10 protein-coding genes, 4 tRNA genes and 1 pseudogene are annotated in these 14,830 nt (G+C 61.2%); all 15 read left to right on the plus strand.

What is annotated here, in order from left to right; genetic code table 11:
* Nucleotides 1–145 (plus strand): annotated as a pseudogene (locus tag AVKW3434_RS19635) (MerR family transcriptional regulator); the annotation flags it as partial.
* A 58-nt stretch (nt 146–203) separates the two neighbouring features.
* Nucleotides 204–289: transfer RNA gene (locus AVKW3434_RS19640), tRNA-Tyr, on the plus strand.
* Nucleotides 290–334: 45 nt separating this feature from the next.
* A tRNA-Gly gene (locus tag AVKW3434_RS19645) sits at nt 335–408 on the plus strand.
* Nucleotides 409–459: 51 nt separating this feature from the next.
* Nucleotides 460–534 (plus strand) — tRNA-Thr (locus AVKW3434_RS19650).
* A 76-nt stretch (nt 535–610) separates the two neighbouring features.
* A complete protein-coding gene (tuf, locus tag AVKW3434_RS19655; protein WP_272549654.1) occupies nt 611–1,801 on the plus strand; it encodes an elongation factor Tu in 1,191 nt (396 codons plus the stop codon).
* Between the two features lie 11 nt (nt 1,802–1,812).
* Nucleotides 1,813–1,888 (plus strand) — tRNA-Trp (locus tag AVKW3434_RS19660).
* An 89-nt stretch (nt 1,889–1,977) separates the two neighbouring features.
* Nucleotides 1,978–2,361 (plus strand): preprotein translocase subunit SecE, encoded by a 384-nt coding sequence (secE, locus tag AVKW3434_RS19665; protein ID WP_272550594.1) that lies wholly within the window; start codon nt 1,978–1,980, stop codon nt 2,359–2,361.
* Entirely contained in the window at nt 2,361–2,954 is a 594-nt protein-coding gene (nusG, locus tag AVKW3434_RS19670) for a transcription termination/antitermination protein NusG (RefSeq protein ID WP_272566782.1), read from the plus strand. The genes secE and nusG overlap by 1 nt, the downstream gene beginning before the upstream one ends.
* A gap of 106 nt (nt 2,955–3,060) precedes the next feature.
* A complete protein-coding gene (gene rplK, locus AVKW3434_RS19675; RefSeq protein ID WP_092941599.1) occupies nt 3,061–3,492 on the plus strand; it encodes a 50S ribosomal protein L11 in 432 nt (143 codons plus the stop codon).
* 1 nt (nt 3,493) lies between these two features.
* The gene (rplA, locus tag AVKW3434_RS19680) at nt 3,494–4,189 is read left to right on the plus strand and encodes a 50S ribosomal protein L1 (RefSeq protein ID WP_272566783.1); all 696 of its coding nucleotides are present in this window, start codon (nt 3,494–3,496) and stop codon (nt 4,187–4,189) included.
* Between the two features lie 236 nt (nt 4,190–4,425).
* On the plus strand, nt 4,426–4,950 hold the full coding sequence (gene rplJ / locus AVKW3434_RS19685) for a 50S ribosomal protein L10 (RefSeq protein ID WP_272566785.1): 525 nt from the start codon (nt 4,426–4,428) through the stop codon (nt 4,948–4,950).
* Between the two features lie 39 nt (nt 4,951–4,989).
* Nucleotides 4,990–5,367, plus strand: coding sequence for a 50S ribosomal protein L7/L12 (rplL, locus tag AVKW3434_RS19690; protein WP_272550599.1), 378 nt, complete (start codon nt 4,990–4,992; stop codon nt 5,365–5,367).
* A gap of 275 nt (nt 5,368–5,642) precedes the next feature.
* Nucleotides 5,643–9,755, plus strand: a complete 4,113-nt coding sequence (gene rpoB, locus AVKW3434_RS19695; RefSeq protein WP_284407165.1) for a DNA-directed RNA polymerase subunit beta — start codon at nt 5,643–5,645, stop codon at nt 9,753–9,755.
* Nucleotides 9,756–9,772: 17 nt separating this feature from the next.
* Nucleotides 9,773–14,008: a DNA-directed RNA polymerase subunit beta' gene (rpoC, locus tag AVKW3434_RS19700; protein WP_272566789.1), complete on the plus strand. Its 4,236-nt coding sequence runs from the start codon at nt 9,773–9,775 to the stop codon at nt 14,006–14,008.
* 119 nt (nt 14,009–14,127) lie between these two features.
* Nucleotides 14,128–14,661 (plus strand): LemA family protein, encoded by a 534-nt coding sequence (locus AVKW3434_RS19705; RefSeq protein ID WP_284407166.1) that lies wholly within the window; start codon nt 14,128–14,130, stop codon nt 14,659–14,661.
* The last annotated feature ends 169 nt before the right edge of the window (nt 14,662–14,830 follow it).

A 14,830-nucleotide genomic window follows, 5' to 3' on the forward strand; every position in this document is an offset into this window, starting at 1 on the left:
CGCCAAAGAGTTCGACCTCACCACCCGCGCTATGCGCTTCTATGAAGACATGGGCCTTCTCCAACCCCAACGCACCGGACCCGGCGCCCGTACTCGCATCTACACCGCTCGCGATCGCACTCGGTTGATCTGCTTCCTCGAAGCAATTTAGATTAGGGGAAACTCCTTTGCGGCAAAAAGGCTGCTACAATCATGGATTCTTCGGAGGGGTGCCCGAGTGGCTAAAGGGGGCAGACTGTAAATCTGTTGGCTTACGCCTACACTGGTTCGAATCCAGTCCCCTCCACCAAATATGAAGCGGCGCGTAGGCGCAACGCGGAGTCTGTAAGGCGATGCGGGAGTAGTTCAATGGTAGAACCCTAGCCTTCCAAGCTAATGACGCGGGTTCGATTCCCGTCTCCCGCTCCAATTTGCAGTTAGTTAGTGGTTAGTCTCGAGAGTGTGTGATCGTCTCGAAATGCCCATGTGGCTCAGTGGTAGAGCACTCCCTTGGTAAGGGAGAGGTCGCGGGTCCGATTCCCGCCATGGGCACCAAATTCAAGGTGCGCGCACATAAAAAATGTGCGGGCGTCTATGTTGTATTGGTGTAATTTTTTTCGGAGTCGAAAAAATGGCAAAAGGTAAGTTCGAACGTACCAAGCCCCACGTGAACGTGGGCACCATCGGTCACGTGGACCATGGCAAGACGACGCTGACGGCGGCCATCGCCACGGTGCTGTCCTCCAAGTTCGGCGGCGAAGCCAAGGCATACGACCAGATCGACGCAGCGCCCGAAGAAAAGGCCCGCGGCATCACGATCAACACCGCCCACGTGGAATACGAAACGGCCAACCGCCACTACGCCCACGTGGACTGCCCCGGTCACGCCGACTATGTGAAGAACATGATCACCGGCGCTGCCCAGATGGACGGCGCCATCCTGGTGTGCTCGGCCGCTGACGGCCCCATGCCCCAGACCCGCGAGCACATCCTGCTGGCCCGCCAAGTGGGCGTGCCTTACATCATCGTGTTCCTGAACAAGTGCGACATGGTCGATGACGAAGAGCTGCTCGAACTCGTCGAAATGGAAGTGCGCGAACTCCTGGACAAGTACAACTTCCCAGGCGACGACACCCCCATCATCCGCGGTTCCGCCAAGCTCGCCCTGGAAGGCGACAAGGGTGCCCTGGGTGAAGAAGCCATCATGAAGCTGGCCGAAGCCCTGGACTCGTACATCCCCACGCCCGAGCGCGCTGTGGACGGCGCATTCCTGATGCCCGTGGAAGACGTGTTCTCGATCTCCGGTCGCGGCACCGTGGTGACGGGTCGTATCGAGCGCGGCATCATCAAGGTCGGCGAAGAAATCGAAATCGTCGGTATCCGTGATACGCAAAAGACCACCTGCACCGGCGTGGAAATGTTCCGCAAGCTGCTGGACCAAGGCCAGGCTGGCGACAACGTCGGCCTGCTGCTGCGCGGTACCAAGCGCGAAGACGTGGAACGCGGTCAAGTGCTGTGCAAGCCCAACTCCATCAAGCCGCACACGCACTTCACCGCCGAGGTGTACGTGCTGTCCAAGGACGAAGGTGGCCGTCATACGCCTTTCTTCAACAACTACCGTCCTCAGTTCTACTTCCGCACGACCGACGTGACTGGCGCCATCGAGCTGCCAGCCGACAAGGAAATGGTCATGCCCGGCGACAACGTGTCGATCACCGTCAAGCTGATCAACCCCATCGCCATGGAAGAAGGTCTGCGCTTCGCCATCCGTGAAGGTGGTCGCACCGTCGGCGCCGGCGTCGTGGCCAAGATCATTGCTTAAAGCGTGAATGTAGGGGTATAGCTCAATTGGCAGAGCGTCGGTCTCCAAAACCGAAGGTTGTAGGTTCGATTCCTACTGCCCCTGCCACTTGATCGTGGCAATTACAAGCCCGCCAGGCCCTGGCGGGCTTCGGTGTCTTGTGGATGCCGAAACTTAAAGTAAGAAAACAGTTAAGTATGGCCACGTCTCAAGTTGAAACTGTTAGTACAGGCGCTGATAAAGCCAAGCTCGCTGCGGTGGTGGCAATTGTTCTTGCAGCGATTGCCGGATTCTATTTGCTTGGAAAGCAGGGGCCGATCGTTCAGTGGGCTGCGCTGCTTGTCGGGCTTGCAATTGCGGTGGCTGTGTTCTTGGTGTCCGAGCCTGGGCGTCAATTTGTGGGCTTCGCGCAGGATGCTTGGCGTGAAGTCAAGAAGGTTGTCTGGCCCACGAGGAAAGAGACACTTCAAATGACGGCATACGTTTTTGCGTTTGTCGTCATCATGGCGCTCTTTCTCTGGTTCACTGACAAGACCTTGGAATGGGTTTTGTACGATTTGATTCTGGGGTGGAGAAAGTAATGACGGACGCTATCGAAGTCAGCGGCACTGACGCTGCCAGCCCGGCCACTCCTGTGAATCCTGATTTGCGGTGGTACATCGTTCACGCTTATTCCGGCATGGAAAAGGCGGTTGAGCGCAACATCGTGGAGCGCATCGGTCGCGCTGGCATGCAGCAGAAGTTCGGCCGCATTCTCGTTCCGACCGAAGAGGTCGTTGAAATGAAGAATGGTCAGCGCAAGACCACTGAACGTCGACTCTTTCCCGGCTATGTGTTCGTGGAAATGGTCATGGACGATGACACCTGGCACTTGGTCAAGCACACGAACAAGGTGACGGGTTTTGTTGGTGGTGCCAAGAATCGCCCGGCTCCTATTTCTGAAGAAGAAGTTCAGAAGATCGTCAGCCAAATGCAGGAAGGCACAGACAAGCCTCGGCACAAGATTGAGTTCATGGTGGGTGAACTGGTTCGGGTTAAAGAAGGTCCGTTCACTGATTTCAATGGCTCTGTCGAAGAAGTCAATTATGAAAAAAGCCGGGTGCGCGTGTCCGTGATGATCTTCGGCCGTTCTACCCCCGTAGAGCTGGAATTTGGTCAGGTCGAAAAAACCTGATTGTTTGGATTCGCATTTTTCGACTCGGTGCGAATTGTTTGATGAGTCGTAAACCCCGGGGAGCTGAGGCCGTGGCCTAAGCGCTAATACCCGCAAGGAGTAAACCATGGCGAAAAAAATCGTCGGTTTTATCAAGCTGCAAGTTCCAGCTGGTAAGGCCAATCCATCCCCACCAATCGGCCCTGCTCTGGGTCAACGTGGTCTTAACATCATGGAGTTCTGCAAGGCGTTCAACGCGCAGACTCAAGGTGTCGAGCCAGGTCTGCCCCTGCCAGTGGTCATCACGGCATTTGCAGACAAGAGCTTTACCTTCATCATCAAGACGCCGCCTGCGACGACCTTGATCAAGAAGGCCATCAAGCTTGAAAAGGGCTCTGCCAACGCATTGAGCACCAAGGTCGGAAAGATCACGCGCGCGCAGCTCGAAGAGATCGCCAAGACCAAGATGAAGGACATGAACGCTGCCAATGTCGACGCCGCTGTGCGCACGCTGGCTGGTTCCGCTCGCTCGATGGGCGTGACGGTGGAGGGTTTATAAAATGGCCAAGCTGACCAAGAAGCAAAAAGCCCTGCAAGGCAAAGTCGACAGCAACAAGCTGTACGCGTTCGCTGACGCCGTCGTGATCGTGAAGGAAGCCGCTACGGCCAAGTTCGACGAATCCATCGATGTGGCCGTTCAGCTTGGCATTGATGCCAAGAAGTCTGACCAAGTGGTTCGTGGTGCCGTGGTGCTGCCAAACGGTACTGGCAAGACGACCCGTGTGGCGGTGTTTGCCCAAGGCGCCAAGGCTGAAGAAGCCAAGGCTGCTGGCGCTGACATCGTTGGCATGGACGACCTGGCCGCGATGGTCAAGGCCGGTGACATGCCTTTCGACGTGGTGATCGCCGCCCCCGACGCCATGCGCGTTGTCGGTACGCTGGGTCAAATCCTCGGTCCACGCGGTCTGATGCCCAACCCCAAGGTGGGCACCGTGACGCCTGACGTCGCTACGGCCGTGAAGAACGCCAAGGCAGGTCAAGTGCAATTCCGCGTCGACAAGGCCGGTATCGTGCACAGCACGATTGGTCGCCGCTCGTTCGACAACGACAAGCTGCAAGGCAACTTGGCTGCGTTGATCGAAGCGCTGACCAAGGCCAAGCCTGCAACCAGCAAGGGCGTGTACCTGCGCAAGGTGGCAGTGTCTTCCACGATGGGCCTGGGTGTTCGCGTGGATACGCAATCCATCGCAGCGTAATTGCAAGAAATCTTCGAATCCGTCCTTGGATGGGTTCGATGTGGTGGGCTGCGGCTGCTTCGGTCGCCGCAGGCCATCCAAGACCGTTGGTGCGCGAACCGGTCGCGCTTAAATCCACAGTGATGCCAACGCAGATGGCGATCCCGCTGCAGATGGAAAATTTTCCTGAACAGTTGGTCGCTGCAACAAGAGCGTGTACGAGGCCTGTGCCGAGTGCACATTTTAAGGAGTAGACCTTGAGTCTTAATCGCAGTGAGAAAGAAGCGGTCATCAGTGAAGTGACCAGCCTCGCCGCTAAAGCTCAAACGCTTGTGATCGCGGAGTACCGTGGCATCACGGTCGCCGACATGACCAAACTGCGTGTTGATGCTCGCAGCAAGGGCGTGACCCTGAGTGTTCTGAAGAACACCCTGGCTCGCCGTGCTGTGGCTGGCAGCGCGTTTGACGTGGTGGCAGACCAGATGACCGGTCCGCTGATCTATGGCTTCTCCGAAGACGCTGTGGCTGCCGCTAAGGTGGTGGCCGATTTCGCGAAGACCAACGACAAGTTGGTGATTCGCGGTGGCGCTTTCGGTGGCAAAGCCCTGGATATCAACGGCGTTAAGCAACTGGCTAACATTCCTCCCAAGGAAGTTCTGTTGGCTCAGATTTGCGGCTTGCTTATGTCCCCCATCTCGCGTACGGCCGTTGTGCTGGGCGCGTTGGCGGCCAAAAAAGGCGAAGGCGCTGCCGAAACGGCCGCCGAACCTGTCGCGGCTTGATTGCCCGGCAGACAACCAACCAATTGTTAGGAAATAAAAATGGCATTCGATAAAGACGCATTTTTGACCGCGCTGGACAGCATGACGGTTTTGGAACTCAATGAGCTGGTGAAGGCCATTGAAGAAAAGTTTGGCGTGAGCGCAGCCGCTATGGCCGCTCCTGCTGCTGGCGGTGGCGGCGGTGCTGCTGCAGCTGCAGAAGAGCAAACGGAATTCAACGTTGTGCTGACCGAAGCCGGCGCCAACAAGGTGTCCGTGATCAAGGCCGTGCGCGAAATCACCGGCCTGGGCCTCAAGGAAGCCAAGGACCTGGTGGACGGCGCTCCGAAGAACGTCAAGGAAGGCATTGCCAAGGCCGACGCCGAAGCTGCCGTCAAGAAGCTGGTGGAAGCTGGCGCCAAGGCTGAACTCAAGTAATTCGCCTGGATTCCAGGGCTGGGGGCTCCGCAAGGGCTCCCAGCCTTTGGTGCTTATGGGGTTCACGCCCAGAGCGCACCAGAAAGCAGTGCCCACGCCACTGCTTTCTAGTGTCTTCTGACCATCCCGACAGCAGAAGATACCTTGGTTCGGGTGATGTGCAACGCATCGCCGTCCGCCATGGTTGGTAGTGGCCAACCGCCAAGCCTGCAAGGAAGCGCCCTTGCAGGTCAGTCGTCGAAGACCCAGGACTCATGTCTTTGCCCGGAGATCTCATGGCCTATTCCTATACCGAACGCAAGCGGATTCGCAAAAGTTTCGGCAGCCGCGACAGCGTGCTGGAAGTCCCTTACCTGCTGCAGATGCAGAAGGACGCATACACCGAGTTTCTGCAAGCTGACAAAGCCCCCCAGAAAAGAACCGTAGAAGGCTTGCAGGCCGCGTTCGACGCTGCTTTCCCGATCGTCTCGCACAATGGGTTTGTCGAGATGAAGTTCATCGAGTACAACCTCGCCAAGCCGGCATTCGATGTGCGTGAATGCCAGACCCGTGGTTTGACTTTTGCCTCGGCCGTGCGGGCCAAGGTGCAGTTGATCATCTATGACCGCGAGTCCTCCACGTCGCAGTCCAAGGTCGTCAAGGAAGTGAAGGAGCAAGAGGTCTACATGGGCGAGGTGCCTTTGATGACTGACAAAGGCTCGTTCATCATCAACGGCACGGAACGTGTGATCGTTTCGCAGCTGCACCGCTCGCCCGGCGTGTTCTTCGAGCACGACAAGGGCAAGACCCACAGCTCGGGCAAGCTGCTGTTCTCGGCGCGCATCATTCCCTACCGCGGTTCGTGGCTGGACTTCGAGTTCGATCCGAAGGACATCCTGTATTTCCGCGTGGACCGCCGCCGCAAGATGCCGGTCACGATCCTGCTGAAGGCCATCGGCCTGAACCCCGAATCGATCCTGGCGAACTTCTTCGTCAACGACAACTTCCGCCTGATGGACAGCGGCGCGCAGATGGAGTTCGTCTCCGACCGCCTGCGTGGCGAAGTGGCGCGTTTCGACATCACCGACAAGTCGGGCAAGGTGGTCGTGGCCAAGGACAAGCGCGTCACTGCCCGCCACACCCGCGAACTGGAGCAGTCCGGCACCACGCACATCAGCGTGCCCGAAGACTTCCTGATCGGCCGCGTGGTGGCGCGCAATATCGTCGACGGCGACACCGGTGAAATCATTGCCAAGGCCAACGAAGAGCTGACCGAAGCGCTGCTCAAGAAGCTACGTTCCGCCGGCGTGCAGGACCTGCAAGTCATCTACACGAACGAACTCGACCAGGGCGCCTACATCTCGCAGACGCTGCGCATCGACGAAACGGTGGACGAATTCGCTGCGCGCGTGGCGATCTACCGCATGATGCGCCCCGGCGAGCCGCCGACGGAAGACGCGGTGCAGGCCTTGTTCCAGCGCCTCTTCTACAACCCTGACACGTACGACCTGTCGCGCGTGGGGCGCATGAAGTTCAACGCCAAGATTGGCCGCGACGAATCCACCGGCCCGATGGTGCTCTCCAACGAAGACATCCTGGCCGTGGTCAAGATCCTCGTTGACCTGCGCAACGGCAACGGCGAAGTCGATGACATCGATCACCTGGGCAACCGCCGCGTGCGTTGCGTGGGCGAGCTGGCCGAGAACCAGTACCGCACCGGTCTGGCGCGCATCGAGAAGGCCGTGAAGGAGCGTCTGGGCCAGGCCGAGCAAGAGCCGCTGATGCCGCACGACCTGATCAACTCCAAGCCGATTTCCGCGGCGCTCAAGGAGTTCTTCGGTGCGTCCCAGCTGTCGCAGTTCATGGACCAGACCAACCCGCTGGCCGAAATCACCCACAAGCGCCGCGTATCGGCCCTTGGCCCGGGTGGTCTGACCCGCGAGCGTGCCGGTTTCGAGGTGCGCGACGTGCACGTGACCCACTATGGCCGCGTGTGCCCGATCGAAACGCCGGAAGGCCCGAACATCGGGCTGATCAACTCGCTGGCCCTGTACGCTCGCCTGAACGAATACGGTTTCATCGAAACCCCGTACCGCCGCGTGGTGGACGGCAAGGTGACCGATCAGATCGATTACCTCTCCGCCATCGAAGAAGGCAAGTACGTGATCGCCCAGGCTAATGCCACGCTCGACAAGGAAGGCCGCCTCACGGGCGACCTGGTGTCGGCACGTGAAAAGGGCGAGTCGACCTTGCTGAGCGCCGAGCGCGTGCAGTACATGGACGTGTCGCCTGCACAGATCGTGTCGGTGGCCGCCTCGCTCGTGCCGTTCCTCGAGCACGACGACGCGAACCGCGCACTGATGGGCGCCAACATGTCCCGCCAGGCCGTGCCTGTGCTGCGTCCGGAAAAGCCCATGGTGGGCACCGGTATCGAGCGCGTGGCCGCCGTGGACTCGGGCACCGTGGTGACCGCCAACCGCGGTGGTGTGGTGGACTATGTGGATGCGACCCGCATCGTGGTCCGCGTGAACGACGCGGAAGCGGTGGCCGGTGAAGTGGGTGTGGACATTTACAACCTCATCAAGTACCAGCGTTCCAACCAGAACACCAACATCCACCAGCGCCCCATCGTCCAGAAGGGCGATGTGCTGGCCAAGGGCGATGTGATCGCCGACGGCGCATCGACGGACTTCGGCGAAATCGCCATCGGCCAGAACATGCTGATCGCGTTCATGCCCTGGAACGGCTACAACTTCGAAGATTCGATCCTGATCTCCGAACGCGTCGTGGCAGAAGACCGCTACACCTCGATCCACATCGAGGAACTGGTGGTCATGGCCCGCGACACGAAGCTGGGCGCCGAAGAAATCACGCGCGACATTCCGAACCTGTCGGAACAGCAGCTGAACCGCCTGGACGAGTCCGGCATCATCTACGTGGGTGCCGAAGTGCAGCCCGGCGATACGCTGGTGGGCAAGGTCACGCCGAAGGGCGAGACCACGCTGACGCCTGAAGAGAAGCTGCTGCGCGCCATCTTCGGCGAGAAGGCTTCCGACGTGAAGGACACCTCGCTGCGCGTGGACCAGGGCTCGCAAGGCACCGTGATCGATGTGCAGGTTTTCACCCGCGAAGGCATCCAGCGCGACAAGCGCGCCCAGCAGATCATCGACGACGAACTCAAGCGCTTCCGCCTGGACCTGAACGACCAGCTGCGCATCGTGGAGGCCGACGCGTTCGACCGGATCGAGAAGCTGCTGAACGGCCGCGTGGCCAACGGCGGCCCGCAAAAGCTGGCCAAGGGCACGAAGATCGACAAGGCCTACCTGGCCTCCGTCGAGAAGTTCCACTGGTTTGACATCCGCCCGGCGGAAGACGAAGTGGCCACGCAGCTCGAGTCGATCAAGAACTCGCTGGAGCAGACGCGCCACAGCTTCGATCTGGCTTTCGAGGAAAAGCGCAAGAAGCTCACGCAAGGCGACGAACTGCCCGCGGGCGTGCTGAAGATGGTCAAGGTGTACCTGGCCGTCAAGCGCCGCCTGCAGCCTGGCGACAAGATGGCCGGCCGCCACGGCAACAAGGGTGTGGTGTCCAAGATCGTTCCGGTCGAAGACATGCCCTACATGGCCGACGGCACCCCTGCCGACATCGTGCTGAACCCGCTGGGCGTGCCATCGCGCATGAACATCGGACAGGTGCTCGAAGTGCACTTGGGCTGGGCCGGCAAGGGCATCGGCCAGCGCATCGGCAACATGCTGCAGGAGCAGGCCAAGGCGGCCGACATGCGCAAGTTCCTCGAAGAGGTGTACAACTCGCGCGGCCGCAAGGAAGACCTGTCGCAGTTCAACGACGATGAACTGATGGCCATGGCCGGTCACCTCACCAACGGCGTGCCGTATGCCACCCCGGTGTTCGACGGCGCTTCGGAAGAAGAGATCAAGGACATGCTCAAGATCGCCTATCCGGACGACATCGCCGAGCGCAAGGGCCTGACCTCCGCACGCACGCAGGCGTACCTGTTCGACGGCCGCACCGGCGAGCGCTTCGAGCGCCCGACCACCATCGGCTACATGCATTACCTGAAGCTGCACCATTTGGTGGACGACAAGATGCATGCCCGCTCCACGGGTCCTTACTCGCTCGTCACGCAGCAGCCTCTGGGCGGCAAGGCCCAGTTCGGTGGCCAGCGCTTCGGGGAAATGGAAGTGTGGGCGCTGGAAGCCTATGGCGCCGCTTACGTGCTGCAGGAAATGCTGACCGTGAAGTCCGACGACGTGCAGGGCCGTACCAAGGTGTACGAGAGCATCGTCAAGGGCGAACACGCCATCGAGGCCGGCATGCCGGAATCGTTCAATGTGCTGGTCAAGGAAATCCGTTCCCTGGGCCTGGACATCGAACTCGAACGTTCTTAATCGAAGGGACTAGGTTTATGAAGTCACTACTCGACCTGTTCAAGCAATTCACCCCGGACGAGCATTTCGATGCCATCCGCATCGGCATGGCGTCGCCCGAGAAGATCCGTTCGTGGTCTTTCGGCGAAGTGAAGAAGCCCGAGACCATCAACTACCGCACGTTCAAGCCCGAGCGCGACGGTCTGTTCTGCGCCAAGATTTTTGGTCCCATCAAGGACTACGAATGCCTGTGCGGCAAGTACAAGCGCCTCAAGCACCGCGGTGTGATCTGCGAGAAGTGCGGCGTTGAAGTCACGCAGACCAAGGTGCGCCGCGAGCGCATGGGCCACATCGATCTGGCCGCGCCTTGCGCCCACATCTGGTTCCTGAAGTCGCTGCCATCGCGCCTGGGCCTGGTGCTGGACATGACGCTGCGCGACATCGAGCGCGTGCTGTATTTCGAAGCGTATGTGGTGACCGACCCCGGCATGACCCCGCTGAAGAAGTTCAGCATCATGTCCGAGGACGACTACGACGCCAAGCGCAAGGAATACGGTGACGAGTTCATCGCCAAGATGGGCGCGGAAGGCATCAAGGACCTGCTCGAAGCCATCGATATCGACCTCGAAATCGAAAAGCTGCGCGGCGATCTGACCGGCTCCGAAGTCAAGGTCAAGAAGAACGCCAAGCGCCTGAAGGTGCTGGAAGCCTTCAAGAAGTCCGGCATCAAGCCCGAGTGGATGGTGCTGGACGTGCTGCCGGTGCTGCCGCCGGACCTGCGTCCGCTGGTGCCGCTGGACGGTGGCCGCTTCGCGACCTCCGACCTGAACGACCTGTATCGCCGCGTCATCAACCGCAACTCGCGCCTGCGCCGCCTGCTGGAGCTGAAGGCCCCGGAAATCATCGCGCGCAACGAAAAGCGCATGCTGCAGGAAGCCGTCGATTCGCTGCTGGACAACGGCCGCCGTGGCAAGGCCATGACGGGTGCGAACAAGCGCGCCCTCAAGTCGCTGGCCGACATGATCAAGGGCAAGAGCGGCCGCTTCCGCCAGAACTTGCTGGGCAAGCGCGTGGACTACTCCGGTCGTTCCGTGATCACCGTGGGCCCGACGCTCAAGCTGCACCAGTGCGGTCTGCCCAAGCTGATGGCGCTGGAGTTGTTCAAGCCTTTCATCTTCTCGCGCCTGGAAGCCATGGGCATCGCGACGACGATCAAGGCCGCCAAGAAGGAAGTCGAATCCGGCACGCCGGTGGTGTGGGACATCCTGGAAGAGGTCATCAAGGAACACCCGGTCATGCTGAACCGTGCGCCCACGCTGCACCGTTTGGGCATCCAGGCGTTCGAGCCCATCCTGATCGAAGGCAAGGCTATCCAGCTGCACCCGCTCGTCTGCGCGGCCTTCAACGCCGACTTCGACGGTGACCAGATGGCCGTTCACGTGCCGCTGTCCGTGGAAGCGCAGATGGAAGCCCGCACGCTGATGCTGGCCTCCAACAACGTGCTGTTCCCGGCCTCGGGCGAGCCCTCCATCGTCCCGTCGCAAGACGTGGTGCTGGGCCTGTACTACGCCACCCGCGATCGCATCAACGGCAAGGGCGAAGGCCTGGTGTTCGCCGACACCGGCGAAGTGCAGCGCGCGCTCGATGCCAACGAGGTCGAGTTGGCCGCGCGCATCACGGTGCGCCTGACCGAGTGGACCAAGGACAAGGAAACGCGTGAATTCGTGCCTTCCACGTCGCTGGTGGAAACGACGGCCGGCCGTGCGCTGCTGTCCGAGATCCTGCCCAAGGGCCTGCCCTTCAGCAACATCAACAAGGCGCTGAAGAAGAAGGAAATCTCCAAGCTCATCAACGTGAGCTTCCGCAAGTGCGGCCTGAAGGAGACGGTGGTCTTCGCCGACAAGCTGCTGCAGAACGGTTTCCGCCTCGCCACGCGCGCCGGCATTTCCATCTGCGTGGACGACATGCTGGTGCCGCCGCAAAAGGCCGGGATCATCGAGCGTTCCGAGAAGGAAGTGAAGGAGATCGAACAGCAGTACGTGTCCGGTCTGGTGACGGCTGGCGAACGCTACAACAAGGTGGTGGACATCTGGGGCAAGGCCGGCGACGAAGTGTCGAAGGTCATGATGGCCCAACTGGCCAAGCAAAAGACCACCGACCGCCACGGCAACGAGGTGGACCAGGAGTCGTTCAACTCCATCTACATGATGGCCGACTCCGGCGCCCGCGGTTCCGCAGCGCAGATTCGCCAGCTGGCCGGCATGCGCGGCCTGATGGCCAAGCCGGACGGCTCCATCATCGAGACCCCCATCACGGCCAACTTCCGTGAAGGCCTGAACGTGTTGCAGTACTTCATCTCCACCCACGGTGCCCGTAAGGGCCTGGCGGATACGGCGCTGAAGACGGCCAACTCGGGCTACCTCACCCGCCGCCTGGTGGATGTGACGCAGGATCTCGTGGTGACCGAAGAAGACTGCGGCACCTCCAATGGCTCGCTGATGCGCGCCATCGTCGAGGGCGGTGAAGTCATCGAATCGCTGCGCGACCGTATCCTGGGGCGCACCACGGCCGACGAAGTGCTGCACCCCGAAACGCGCGCGGTGCTGGCCCCTGCCGGCCAGATGCTCGACGAAGACCTCATCGAGGAACTCGAAGTCGCCGGCGTGGACGAGGTGAAGGTGCGCACGGCGCTGACCTGCGAAACCCGCTACGGCCTGTGCGCCAAGTGCTACGGACGCGATCTGGGCCGCGGCGGCCTGATCAACCTCGGCGAAGCCGTGGGGGTGATCGCTGCCCAGTCCATCGGCGAACCCGGCACGCAGCTGACCATGCGCACGTTCCACATCGGTGGCGCCGCTTCGCGCGCTGCCATCGCATCGAGCGTGGAGGCCAAGTCCAACGGCGTGATCGGCTTCAACGCCACGATGCGCTACGTGAGCAACACCAAGGGCGAACTGGTGGTGATTGCCCGTTCCGGCGAGATCGTCATCCATGACGAACACGGCCGCGAGCGCGAGCGCCACAAGGTGCCGTACGGTGCGACGCTGGCGGTCAAGGCCGACCAGACGGTCAAGGCCGGCACCATCCTCGCCAACTGGGACCCGCTGACCCGCCCGATCATCACGGAGTTCGCCGGCCAGGTGAAGTTCGAGAACGTCGAAGAAGGCCTCACGGTCGCCAAGCAGGTGGACGATGTGACGGGTCTGTCCACGCTGGTCGTGATCGATCCGAAGCGCCGCGGCTCCGCCAAGGTGGTGCGCCCTCAGGTCAAGCTGATCGACGCGCAAGGCCAGGAAGTGAAGATCCCCGGCACCGACCACTCGGTGACCATCGGCTTCCAGATCGGCTCGCTGATCCAGGTGCGTGATGGCCAGGACGTGGGCCCCGGCGAAGTGCTGGCGCGGATTCCGGTCGAAGGCCAGAAGACCCGCGACATTACCGGCGGTCTGCCCCGCGTGGCCGAACTGTTCGAAGCGCGCTCGCCCAAGGACAAGGGCATGCTGGCCGAGATCACCGGCACGGTGTCCTTCGGCAAGGAAACCAAGGGCAAGGTGCGCCTGCAGATCACCGATCCGGACGGCAAGGTCTGGGATGAACTGATCCCCAAGGAAAAGAACATCCTGGTGCACGAAGGCCAGGTCGTGAACAAGGGCGAGTCCGTGGTGGACGGCCCGGCCGATCCGCAGGACATCCTGCGCCTCCTGGGCATCGAAGAGCTGTCGCGCTACATCGTCGATGAAGTGCAGGACGTGTACCGCTTGCAGGGCGTGAAGATCAACGACAAGCACATCGAGGTGATCGTTCGCCAGATGCTGCGCCGCGTCGTGGTCGAGGCCCCGGGCGAGTCCAACTACATCGCCGGCGAGCAGGTCGAGCGTTCGGAGATACTGAACACGAACGAGGCGCTGCAGGCCGCAGGCAAGATCCCTTCGACGTACAGCAACGTGCTGCTGGGGATCACCAAGGCTTCGCTGTCGACCGATTCCTTCATCTCGGCCGCTTCCTTCCAGGAAACGACCCGCGTGCTCACCGAGGCTGCCATCATGGGCAAGCGCGACGAGCTGCGTGGCCTGAAGGAAAACGTCATCGTGGGTCGCCTGATCCCTGCCGGTACCGGCCTGGCCTACCACCAGGCGCGCAAGGCCAAGGAAGCCATGGACGACGCCGAGCGCCGTGCCATCGCCGATGCCGAAGCCGCTGAAATGGCTGCCACGACCGAAGACTCGTCCGACGTCGAAAGCACCACCAGCCTGGGCGACGCCACGGCCCAATAAGCCACGGTACGCCCCCTGAAACGCTCCCGCTCTGCGCTTTGGCAGACCGGGAGCGTTTTCTTATCCGTTTTCTCTTTTTTGCGCCGAGACCGCGGACCCCTGCGGGCTCGGCAGACGCAATGCTGTCCTCCTGGATTTTTCTTGCCCTGCTGCTGTTCTGGGCCGTGGGTGCCTACAACCGGATCGTGCGATTGCGCTCGGCCGCCATCCAGGCCTTCGGGGGCCTGGACGCACACCTAATGCGCATGATGGCCATGCTGGGTGAATACGAGGCCGCGCAGGGTCCCACGCCCGCGGCACATGCCGATGCACGGGCGGCGCTGTGGGCCGCCACCACCCAGTTCGGCGCGTCGCTGGCCGTCGCGCGGGCCCGCCCGCTGGATGCCGGCGCTGCGGCCGCGCTGCTGACGGGGCGGGAGGTGCTCGAGGCCGCCTGGCTGACCATGGTGCGCGTCGCGGAGGTTCCGCCAGCACCCGGCGATGGCGCGGCGCTGCCTTTGTGGGCGCAGCGGTGGCAGGAACTGGTGGCCCAGAATGCGCTGGCCACCCGGCAGTTCAATGATGCGGCGCTGCAGTACAACCAGGCCATCGGCCAGTTCCCGGCCCGCCTGCTGGCGTGGCTCTTCGGGTTCAAGGCGGCCAGAACGCTGTAGGCTGCGTGCCCATCCCCGTATCCCGGGAGGGGCGTGGGTGGTTTGACATTGATTCGAGGGGTGGCCGCTACGGCGTCCGCAACCGCAACCGGTTTTTTCCTATTCAAGACAGGCTCAGACAGAACATGACCGATCCGCAGCCGCGCCCGCCCTCCCGTTTCTTTCCGCC

Origin of the sequence: Acidovorax sp. SUPP3434, assembly GCF_030159015.1 — a bacterium.
Taxonomy (GTDB): domain Bacteria; phylum Pseudomonadota; class Gammaproteobacteria; order Burkholderiales; family Burkholderiaceae_C; genus Paracidovorax.